Here is a 9,946-nt window from a genome sequence, read left to right as displayed (position 1 = left end):
GGCGTCGCCGGACCCCTGGGGTTCCGACGACGCCGTCCGACGGCCTGCGGCGACCGGTCGCTCAGCCGCCGAGGTAGGCGGCTGCCACCGAATCGTCGTCGAGCAGGTCCGCGGCGAGCCCCTCGGTGGCCAGATGGCCGGACTCCAGCACGTACGCGTAGTCGGCGATCTCCAATGCTGCCAGCGCGTTCTGCTCGACGACCAGCACGGTGGTGCCCTGCTCACGGATCGTCTGGATCGTCTCGAAGATCAGATCCACCAGCACCGGCGCCAGACCCATCGACGGCTCGTCCAGCAGCAGCAGCTTGGGATTGCCCAACAGCGCCCGACCGACGGCCAGCATCTGCTGCTCGCCGCCGGACATCGTGCCGGCCTTCTGGTTGATGCGCTCCCGCAGGCGCGGGAACAGGTCGAGCACCCGCTCCCGGTCCTCGGCGATCTTCGCGGTGTCGTTGCGGGTGAAAGCCCCGAGTTCCAGGTTCTCCGAGACCGACATCCGCTGGAAGATCTTGCGACCCTCGGGCGACTGGCAGATCCCCAGCTTGACCACCTCGTGGCCGGGGATGCCGTTGATCTTGCGGCCGTTGAAGACCACCTCACCAGACTTCGGACGCAGCAGCCCGGAGATCGTCCGCAGCGTGGTGGACTTCCCGGCACCGTTGGAGCCGATCAGGGTGACGATCTCGCCGGGGTACACGGTGGCGCTCAGACCTTGGACCGCCGCGATGCTGCCGTAGCTGACGTGCAGATCCCTGAGTTCCAGGATCGGCTCCCTACCGGCGCCCCGCGCCGTCGGACTCTGCTTCTCGAGCGAGGTCATGCCTTCCGCCGTCCTTCCCGGGTTCCGGTCTTGCCGAGATAGGCCTCGATGACCCGTTCGTTGGAACGGATCTCGTCCGGTGTTCCCTCGGCGATGAGATTGCCGCCGTCGAGCACCGTGATCCGTTCGCTGATCTTCATGATGACGCTCATGTCGTGCTCGATCAGCAACACGGACAGACCCACCTCGTCCCTGACCCGGTGCACGAACTCGTTGAACCGACCGGATTCCTGCGGGTTCATCCCGGCCGTCGGCTCGTCGAGCAGCAACACCTTGGGCTGCAGTGCCATCGCCCTGGCGATCTCCAACCTGCGCTGGTCGCCATAGGAGAGGTTGCGGGCGAGTTCACCCTCCGCCTTGCCGATGCCGACGTACTCCAGCAGCGAGCGGGCGATGTCCCTGGCCTCCCGCTCCTCCTTGCGCTGGGCCGGCGTCCGCAGGATGGTGCTGACGATCCCGGCGCGCAGGTGCGGATGCATCGCGACGAGGACATTCTCCTCGGCCGTCATCAGACCGAACAGCCGGATGTTCTGGAACGTCCGCGCGAGCCCCATCGCCGCCCTGGCGTGCGGCTTGGCGCCGGTGATGTCCTTGCCCTGCAGGAACACCGTGCCTTCGGTCGGCTCGTAGAGACCGGTGATGACGTTGAAGAACGTGGTCTTCCCGGCACCGTTCGGACCGATCAACGAGATGATCGAACGTGGCGGGATCGCGAACGACACGTCGTTCACCGCCACCAGACCGCCGAACTTGATCGTGATGTGGTCGGCGTACAGCACGTTGTCGACAGCAGCGTCGCCGGTGGGCACCGGGGTAGCCGGGTCATCGAGAAGCGTCATCGGGCCATCTCCTCGTCCTGTGCGGGTGCTGTCTTCGAGGGTGCCGTCGCTGTCCTGATCATCCGTCCGGTGCGCATCCGCAACAGCACGGCAGCGGCGATGAACAGCAGCCCGATGACCAGCACGATGACGAAGCCGGGCACCTCATAGCTGAAGTACCCGATCAACGAGAACTTCAGCACCGCAACGAGAACCAGGATCAGACCGAATCCGCCGAGCACGTTGGACGCGGAGTTGCGACCGTTGAGGTCCGGCGGCAACGCCCGCTGGTCGACCTGTGGGTAACCCGTCCGCAGCGACGACACCGGTGCGTCGTCGGCAACCACCATCTGGGCCTCGAGCTCGGCCAGCGAGGGTGAGATGTCGGCAGCGCTGGCGGCGATCTTCGCATCCTCGCCGGCGGTGCTGGCCTCGTAGGTCTCCTCGATCGCCTCGGCCTCGGTGATGTCCGCGCCGACGGATTCCATCTCCGTCCGGCTGGGTTGAGTCATCAACGCCTTGGTGCGTTTCTCCGGGATCAGGCCCTCTCGTCTGAACAGCATCATCAGCACCAACAGCACGCCGAGGATGATGTAGTTGTAGCGCGGCAGCTCCTCCTGCAGACCGGTGTTGAACCAGGAGTCCAACTGCGTGCCGATCTGCGCGAGACCGTTGCTGTTGAGCCAGGACAACAGGAATGCGCCGACCGCCACACCCCACACGTTGCCCATACCGCCCAGCACGACCATCAGCAGCACCAGCACCGACTTGCCGAAGTCGAACCCGGAGGGCGACACCGCACCGGTGATGGCCGAAGCGTTGGCCACACCGCCGATGCCGCCGAAGAAGGCTCCGACCGCGTAGGCCGACAGCTTCGCCTTGACCAGCGGGACGCCCATCATGCTGGCCGCCAACTCGTCCTCACGGATCGCGAGCCAGGCCCGCCCGAGCCGACCCTCGCGGATGCGCAGGGAGATGAACAGGCACACACCCACCAGCAGGCCGAGGACGATGATCTTGTAGACGTTGTCCTCGGTGTTGTTGAGCAGCTTCTGTGGGACCCCGAGGGAGGTGAACGGCCCGGTACCGACCGGGTCGACGATCGAGATCCCACCGTCGCCGCCGGCGAGGTTGAAGCCGGCGATGTCGTTGGAGTTCTTGAAGAACTGGGTGATCATCTCGCCGAAGCCGAGGGTCACCAGCGCCAGGTAGTCACCCCGCAGCCGCAGGGTCGGGGCGCCGATGATCACACCGAGCAGTGCACACAGCACCCCGGCGATGATGATCACGAACCAGAAGTTGATGTGGGTGCCCTTGGTGGCCACCGCCGACATGATGTTGACGTCCCAGGTCCAGTTGAACGGAGCGGCCATCAACCAACCGGCGGTGTATCCGCCCAGGGCCCAGAACGCCACATATCCGAGGTCCAGCAGGCCGGCATAGCCGACCACCACGTTCAGGCCGAGGGCCATGATGACCCACATCAGTGACTCGTTGACCACCGAGACCGGCAGCCAGCTGGTGATCGAGCCGGCGGCACCGGCGCCCAGATTGGGCACCAGCGAGTGGTACAGCAGGAACAGCCCGAGGATGAACACCACATAGCCGATGGGCCAGCCGTGCCGGGACAGGGTCCGACGGACGTTGGGCAGGTGGGAGGAGACCTGGGGTGCGGTCTTGGACGTCGTCATCTCCGGCTACACCTTCTCTGTCGTGCGTTTACCGAAGATGCCTTCGGGTTTGAAGACCATCAGGACGATGAGGATGACGAAGATGACCACCTGGGTCCACTGCTGCCCGAGGCCGTACACGCCACCCTCGTTGATCGCCTGGACGACACCGATCAGCACCCCGCCGACGACGGCGCCGGTCAGATTGCCGATCCCGCCCAGCACCGCCGCGGTGAAGGCGATCAGGCCCAGCTGGGTCCCGGTGTCGTAATAGGTGTTGGTGCGCACCAAGAAGTAGAGGACGCCGGCAGCTCCGGCCAGCGCGCCACCGAGGGCAAAGGTGAAGGAGATGGTGCCGTTGACGTTGATCCCCATCAAGCGGGCGCCGTCCTGGTCCTGCGCGACGGCCCGCATCGCCTTGCCGCGGCGGGTCTTCGACACGATGTACGTCATCACCAGCAGCAGCAACACGGTGGTACCGATCACCATGAGCAGTTGGTACAGGTAGAGGTTGCCGACGACCGGACCACCCCACACGATGGTCGGCCAGTTCTTCGGAGCCGAGCCGTTGACGTAGTCGCTCTGGCCGATGCCGCGGAAGATGAAGCTCAGTCCGACCGCCGTCATCAGCGGCGCCAGCTTGGGCGCGGTCCGCAGCCTGCGGTAGGCGAAGAACTCGGCGCCGACGTTGACCACGGCGCCGAACGCCATGGTGATCACCAGGACGAGCAGGATCGGCAGGATGGCCGCGATGGTCAGGTTGCCGATGCCCAGTGCGTTGACTGCCAGGTTGGCCGCCACCACGGTCGAGAGCATGAACAGGTCGCCGTGGGCGAAGTTGATGAGCTCGATGATGCCGTACACCATCGTGTAGCCGAGGGCGATCAGCGCGTAGATGGCGCCGTTGTTCAGCCCGGTGATGAAGCTGTCCTTGAACCCGTCAGGATCCTCGATGAGGTTCATGACGACCCAGAACAGACCCAGCAGCAGGACCGCGATCCCGATGTACCGCTCGATGATCGGTCCGAGACGGACCTTGGCCTTCCGCGTGGTACCCGCTGTCGCGAGTGTTGTCATGGTGACGCCCTTCTCCGGGCGTGCCTACACCTGCCGGCCCGGAATGGAATTCGGTGTCAGGTGATCGTGCCGTACGGGGACGACCACCGGAAGAGCACGAGCTGCAGACGCACGGATGCCTGGGCCCGGGAAGGCAACGGGTGCCTCCCCGGGCCCAGGCATCATGGTCGTGCGGGACGATCAGCCTTCGACGGACTGTGCCTTGACGAATGTCTCCTTGCCGCCCTTGACCTCTTCGACGGTGATGTCGCGCGCGGTGGTGTCACCGGTCTTCGGGTCGATCTGGATCTCCTTGCCGGTGACCGACTCGGACTCCGGGATGGTGACGGGGTCGCCACCGAACACCGCGTCGGTGACGCCCTTGCGGGTGCCGTCCGACTTGGCGATCGCAGCCAGGATGACCTGGGTCGCGGCCACCCCGTAGAGCGGGTAGCTACCGGTCGGCGCGGAGCCGTACTTGGCGGTGTAGGCCTCGATCAGCTTCTTGCCGGGGCCGTCCTTGGCGATCAGCTGGTCGACCGACAGGCCGGCGAAGGTGAGGAACATGCCCTCGGCCTGCGGCAGCGCGAGCAGGTCGGGGTAGCCGGTGAACCCGTCGGGGCCCATCAGCTTGACGGTCTTGTTGTCGCCGAGCACTGCGACCTTGTCCTTGACCAGCTGGCCACCGTTGTTGTCGTAGATGCCGCCGAGGTACACGCAATCGGCGCCGGCGGTCTTGGCCTTCTGGAACAGCGAGGTGTAGCTGGTCTGCTTGGCATCCCAGGACGCCTCGCCGACGATCTCGATACCCTGCTTCTTTGCGGCATCGGTGAACGCCTTGGCAACGCCCAGACCGTAGGTCTGGTTGTCGTTGAGGACGTAGCACTTGGTGAGCTTGGCGTCGTTCTTGGCGTAGGCCGCGGCCGCGGTGCCCTGGTAGTCGTCGGTGGTGACGACACGGGCGTAGGTGCGCGCGCCGCCCGGGTAGTACTTGTCCGGCTCGCCGGTGTCCCAGGTCTTGGTCAGGCCCGGGTTGGTGTTGGCGTGCGAGACCATCAGCATGTCGGCCTGGTTGAGCGTGGGCAGTTCGACCTTGGCGCATCCGGAGTTGAAGGTGCCCATCACGGCGACCTCATCGGCGTTGGCCACGTGATCGGTGGCGTTCTTCGCGCAGGCGGCGTCGTCCCAGGCGCCCTTGGCGGCGGTCGAGTCGTCGTAGGGCTGCAGCTTGATGGTGTAATCGCCGGCCTTGCTGCCGATCTGGTCCAGGTAGAGCTGGATGAGCTTGTTGGTGGAGTCCGACTGGGTGGCCGAGCTGCCCTGCAACGGGAGGTCGGTCGAGATGATGAGGGTCTTGCCCGAGCCGCCGCCGGCGGAGCTGGTTCCTGCAGCGGGGCTGGAACCGCCTGCCGCGGGTGTGGAGCCGCCTGCCGCGGGTGTGGAGCCGCCTGCGGCCGGCGCCGAACTGGATCCGACGCCGTCCTTGCTCGCGCAGGCGGACAGTGCCAGTGCGGCGATCGCGCCGACGGCGACCATCCGGGTCATGGAACGAGTGCGCAAAGGGTCCTCCTCGTAAGTCCGGCGGATGCGAGAACCGCACCCCCGGGAGCTGCACACGGCGGTGAGCCGCTGTCGGCGATACCGACTCGCGGACACTAACCCCGATCCGCCCATATCCGAAGGAGGTGACGGGCTCCGTGACCAAACTGCGACCCAATCGGGTGTGACGAAACCTCGACGAAACGTCGAACGCCTGGTCATGACGTGGTTTACCTACGGAAAGACGCACCCGGATGGGTGGTTTCAGCCTTTCTTGGCCAGCCCGTCGACCACTGCCTGTGCAACGGCCTGCATCGAGGTCCGGCGATCCATGGCGGTGCGCTGGATCCAGCGGAAGGCCTCCGGCTCGCTCATCTTCTGGGCCGTCATCAACAGACCCTTGGCCCGGTCGATGATCTTGCGCGCCTCGAGCCGCTGGGTGACATCGGCGATCTCCTCGCGCAGCACCTTCATCTCCTGGTGACGGGCGACGGCCAGCTCGATCGCCGGGACCAGGTCGGACTGCGAGAACGGCTTCACCAGGTACGCCATCGCCCCGGCGTCGCGAGCCCGGTCGATCAACTCGCGCTGGGAGAACGCGGTGAGCATGACGACCGGCGCGATCTGCTCGCTGACGATCTCCGCGGCCGCCTCGATGCCGTCCTTGTTGGGCATCTTGACGTCCATGATGACCAGGTCCGGCTTGAGCTCGGTGGCCATGGCGACAGCCTGTTCTCCGTCAGCGGCTTCACCGACCACCTCGAAGCCCTCGTCGATCAGCATCTCCTTCAGATCGAGACGGATGAGCGCCTCGTCCTCGGCGATGAGGACACGCCTGGTGGTGGTCATCGCTGGCAACCCCTTCGGGTTCGGTCGAACACGCACGCATGATCGACTACAGATCGGAGCTTGCAGCTTAGTGCCCCCGTGGGCTCCGAGCCGATCGAGAAGGAGCGCGGACGACGTGAGGAGTGACTCACTCCGCCATGGGCACTTTCGATCCGCACAGCTCCCGATCCGTGCTGCCTCCGTGCGTCGCCGGCCCCGCCAGTGCCGGGAGCGACGACCCGGTAACATCGACGACGGTCCTGGAGCGCTGCGCGTCTTCATGATCAGGAGCCCCCGTAGCCCAACTGGCAGAGGCAACGGATTCAAAATCCGTCCAGTGTCGGTTCGAATCCGACCGGGGGCACCAACACCGTCGACCGCTCGCACGAGTCGCCCCTGAGCCAGCGGGATCTCGACTCCTTCGTCGCTCGATCAGCGGCACAGTCACTCCGGATCCGAACGGGGGCACCAACACCGTCGACCGCTCGCACGAGTCGCCCCTGAGCCAGCGGGATCTCGACTCCTTCGTCGCTCGATCAGCGGCACAGTCACTCCGGATCCGACCGGGGGCACCAGTGCCTTCAGCGTCCGCGCCGGTCGTGGTCGGATGCAGCGCGCAGGGCCGTGCCCGCCAGCCGAGCAACCACCCCGATCACCGCGAGCGCCAGGATTCGTTGCGCCAGACCGACTGTCGAGGTCGGCAGATCCTCGACCCGGGCGGAGGTGCTCGCGACGAAGCCGGCCAGGAACCAGGTACCGGATCCGGCCGCGCACACCAGCAGGACGGTCAGTACGGCATCGCCGTGCCCGATTCGGCGCTGCCGGGCGACGGCGAGCACTCCGGCGAGCAGCGGCGTGAGCAGCAGCAGCAGTGAACCTGTCCGATGGACCTCACCCACCCAGGTCGGCTGCAGCTGATCGGCCGGGAACAGGGCGGCAGCGCCGGCGCCGGCGCCGGCCAGGGCGAGCAGCGTCCCGATGGTCCGACCGACACGTCCGCCGCCGCCGACGGCGGTCGCCGCCGCGAGCGCTCCCACGCCGAACAGTGCGACGGCGATCGGGAACCACCAGCCCTCCCGCGTCCAGTACAGGGACGACAGCGGATCGACGACAGAGTCATACCCCGAGCCGGCCGTCACCTGCGCCGCGACCACGGCCGGCACGGCCGCAGTGACCATCAGCGTGGCGACCGTGGCCGCCCGGCGGGTGCGGAGGTCCGGGTCCGAGACCGGCAGGGACGGGAGCATGATCGCCATCCGCCCAGCCTGGTGCGACCACCGGGTACGGGATATCCGGCTGACCCCCCAACCGACCCTGACCTTTCCCCCCGAGCCGGGGGATGCAGGTCGGCTTCGCCGGCACGCGCCGCGGCATCCGAGAATTCGGCACCGCAACCAGTTGCAATGTGCAATCAGTAGCGCTACGGTCTCTCCGGAGACAGACGACATCAGTCCAGCAACGGGGAGTCGACGATGGAACAACAGGTTCGTGTGCACAACCTCGGCGTCACCGAGGACGGCTACGGCGCAGGGGTCGGCCAGAGCCTGGAACAGCCGTTCGGGCATCTGGACCCGGGAACGCTGTTCAGCTGGATCTTCCCCACCGCGCACTGGGTCGGTCGCAGCACTCCTGGCGGCAGTCGGGGTCTTGACGACCGGTTCAGTCGGGAGTTCACCCGCAACATCGGGGCGGAAATCATGGGGCGCAACAAGTTCGGCCCGCAGCGGGGGCCGTGGCAGGACGAGGACTGGCAGGGGTGGTGGGGTGACGAACCGCCGTTCCACACACCGGTCTTCGTCCTGACCCACCACCCACGGCCGTCGTTCGCGTTGTCCGACACGACGTTCCACTTCCGCGATGGTTCCCCTGCCGAAGTCCTGGCCGAGGCGAAGGCCGCGGCGGACGGTCAGGACGTCCGGATCGGCGGTGGGGTCGCCACCATCCGGGAGTTCCTGGACGCCAACCTGATCGACGAGCTGCACGTCGCCGTCTCCCCGATCACCGCCGGCAACGGCGAGAGGTTGTGGGAGCGCCCGGAGGAGCTCACCGATCGGTTCCATCTCGAGCGTGTGCCCAGCCCGAGCGGCGTGACCCACCTGCTGTTCTGGCGGCGCTGACCACCACCGACGTTCGCGGACCCCACGGTCGCCAGGACCCCAGGCCCGCGGACCCCACGGTCGCCAGGACCCCAGGCCCGCGGAACCCACGGTCGCCGAGACCCCAGGCCCGCGGAACCCACAGTCGGATGGTCAGCGGCGGAGCCGGACCAGCCCCTCCTGCACGACGGTGGCGAGCATCGGACCGTCCACCGAGAAGAAGGTCCCGATCGCCAAGCCTCGCGCGCCGGACGCGCTGGGGGAACCCGTGTCGTACAGCACCCAGTCATCCATCCGGATCGGGCGGTGGAACCAGACGGCATGGTCCAGCGACGCCATCTGCAGTCCGCGGGCCGATGAGTTGATGCCGTGCGCGGCGAGGGCCGAGTCGAGCAGGAACAGGTCGGACACATACGTCAGCAGGCACTGGTGCAGGACAGGGTCGTCAGGCATGGCGCCGTCTGCCTTGAACCACACCTGGTTCCGCGCGCCGCGCTGCGGCGAACCGGACCTGCGGGACCACGGCGGCGCAGTCACGTACCGGATGTCGACCGGGCGCGGCAGCGTGTCCCAAGGCGCGGCATCGGGGGCCCCGGCGACCAGCTCGGCAAACGTCGGCAGGCTGTCCGGATCGGGCACGTCCGGCATGTCGAGCTGGTGGTCCAGGCCGGGCTCGTCGATCTGGAAGGAGGCCGAGAGCGTGAAGATCACCTGATCCCCCTGCTGCGCAACCACTCTGCGGGTGGTGAAGGAACGTCCGTCACGCGTGCGATCGACCCGGAAGTCGATCGGCTGACGCGGATCCCCCGGCCGCACGAAGTAGGAGTGCAGCGAGTGCACTGTCCGATCGGCAGGGACCGTGCGGCAGGCTGCGACCATCGCCTGTGCGGCGACCTGTCCGCCGAAGACCCTGACCATCGCGTTCTTCGGCGAATATCCGCGGTAGAGGTCCACCTCCAGCTGGTGGACGTCCAACAGGCCGAGCGTGGCATCCAGCACCTTCTGGCCACGCGGAACCCCGTCGCTGTCCCGCTCGAGATCGCTACCCGGGCGGTCGGCGGGCGTTTCCGGATCGGAGTGGTTGCTCACCGCTCACACGCTAGCGGCGCGCCGTCGTCC

Annotated in this window: 9 protein-coding genes and 1 tRNA gene; 2 read left to right on the top strand and 8 right to left on the bottom strand. The window is 66.9% G+C overall.

Translation table 11 applies throughout. The annotated features are described in order from the left end of the window. Positions 1 to 61: 61 nt before the first annotated feature. The 6 genes from ABLG96_RS09800 to ABLG96_RS09775 form a co-directional block, all read right to left on the bottom strand. On the bottom strand, positions 62 to 820 hold the full coding sequence (locus ABLG96_RS09800) for an ABC transporter ATP-binding protein (protein ID WP_353651142.1): 759 nt from the start codon (positions 818 to 820) through the stop codon (positions 62 to 64). After that, complete coding sequence (locus ABLG96_RS09795; RefSeq protein ID WP_353651141.1) at positions 817 to 1,659, bottom strand: ABC transporter ATP-binding protein; 843 nt, start codon at positions 1,657 to 1,659, stop codon at positions 817 to 819. The genes ABLG96_RS09800 and ABLG96_RS09795 overlap by 4 nt, the downstream gene beginning before the upstream one ends. After that, positions 1,656 to 3,329: a branched-chain amino acid ABC transporter permease gene (locus ABLG96_RS09790; protein WP_353651140.1), complete on the bottom strand. Its 1,674-nt coding sequence runs from the start codon at positions 3,327 to 3,329 to the stop codon at positions 1,656 to 1,658. Before ABLG96_RS09790 ends, ABLG96_RS09795 begins: the two co-directional genes overlap by 4 nt. A gap of 6 nt (positions 3,330 to 3,335) precedes the next feature. Then, positions 3,336 to 4,385, bottom strand: coding sequence for a branched-chain amino acid ABC transporter permease (locus tag ABLG96_RS09785; RefSeq protein WP_353651139.1), 1,050 nt, complete (start codon positions 4,383 to 4,385; stop codon positions 3,336 to 3,338). A gap of 180 nt (positions 4,386 to 4,565) precedes the next feature. Continuing rightward, the gene (locus tag ABLG96_RS09780) at positions 4,566 to 5,924 is read right to left on the bottom strand and encodes a branched-chain amino acid ABC transporter substrate-binding protein (protein WP_353651138.1); all 1,359 of its coding nucleotides are present in this window, start codon (positions 5,922 to 5,924) and stop codon (positions 4,566 to 4,568) included. A 243-nt stretch (positions 5,925 to 6,167) separates the two neighbouring features. Beyond that, complete coding sequence (locus ABLG96_RS09775) at positions 6,168 to 6,752, bottom strand: response regulator (protein ID WP_353651137.1); 585 nt, start codon at positions 6,750 to 6,752, stop codon at positions 6,168 to 6,170. Between the two features lie 269 nt (positions 6,753 to 7,021). Between ABLG96_RS09775 and ABLG96_RS09770 the strand changes: the two genes are divergently transcribed. Next, positions 7,022 to 7,098, top strand: a tRNA-Leu gene (locus ABLG96_RS09770). A 214-nt stretch (positions 7,099 to 7,312) separates the two neighbouring features. On the opposite strand, the gene ABLG96_RS09765 is transcribed toward ABLG96_RS09770, so the two are convergent. Further along, the gene (locus ABLG96_RS09765; RefSeq protein ID WP_353651136.1) at positions 7,313 to 7,987 is read right to left on the bottom strand and encodes a DUF998 domain-containing protein; all 675 of its coding nucleotides are present in this window, start codon (positions 7,985 to 7,987) and stop codon (positions 7,313 to 7,315) included. A 216-nt stretch (positions 7,988 to 8,203) separates the two neighbouring features. Here ABLG96_RS09765 and ABLG96_RS09760 point away from each other — a divergent pair, with 216 nt between their 5' ends. Continuing rightward, positions 8,204 to 8,848 (top strand): dihydrofolate reductase family protein, encoded by a 645-nt coding sequence (locus tag ABLG96_RS09760; protein ID WP_353651135.1) that lies wholly within the window; start codon positions 8,204 to 8,206, stop codon positions 8,846 to 8,848. Positions 8,849 to 8,980: 132 nt separating this feature from the next. Here the strand turns inward: ABLG96_RS09760 and ABLG96_RS09755 are convergent, their stop codons facing one another. After that, positions 8,981 to 9,916 (bottom strand): acyl-CoA thioesterase II, encoded by a 936-nt coding sequence (locus ABLG96_RS09755; protein ID WP_353651134.1) that lies wholly within the window; start codon positions 9,914 to 9,916, stop codon positions 8,981 to 8,983. Positions 9,917 to 9,946: the final 30 nt, after the last annotated feature.

It is taken from the genome of Nakamurella sp. A5-74 (assembly GCF_040438885.1).
Taxonomy (GTDB): domain Bacteria; phylum Actinomycetota; class Actinomycetes; order Mycobacteriales; family Nakamurellaceae; genus Nakamurella.
Note: the sequence above shows the minus strand (reverse complement) of the source record. Positions and strands in the feature narration are given on the sequence as shown.

Coding starts and splice junctions, on each gene's coding strand:
- ABLG96_RS09775 (WP_353651137.1), bottom strand. CDS start 6,752: ATGACCACCACCAGGCGTGTCCTCATCGCCGAGGACGAGGCGCTCATC.
- ABLG96_RS09785 (WP_353651139.1), bottom strand. CDS start 4,385: ATGACAACACTCGCGACAGCGGGTACCACGCGGAAGGCCAAGGTCCGT.
- ABLG96_RS09760 (WP_353651135.1), top strand. CDS start 8,204: ATGGAACAACAGGTTCGTGTGCACAACCTCGGCGTCACCGAGGACGGC.
- ABLG96_RS09765 (WP_353651136.1), bottom strand. CDS start 7,987: ATGGCGATCATGCTCCCGTCCCTGCCGGTCTCGGACCCGGACCTCCGC.
- ABLG96_RS09790 (WP_353651140.1), bottom strand. CDS start 3,329: ATGACGACGTCCAAGACCGCACCCCAGGTCTCCTCCCACCTGCCCAAC.
- ABLG96_RS09800 (WP_353651142.1), bottom strand. CDS start 820: ATGACCTCGCTCGAGAAGCAGAGTCCGACGGCGCGGGGCGCCGGTAGG.
- ABLG96_RS09795 (WP_353651141.1), bottom strand. CDS start 1,659: ATGACGCTTCTCGATGACCCGGCTACCCCGGTGCCCACCGGCGACGCT.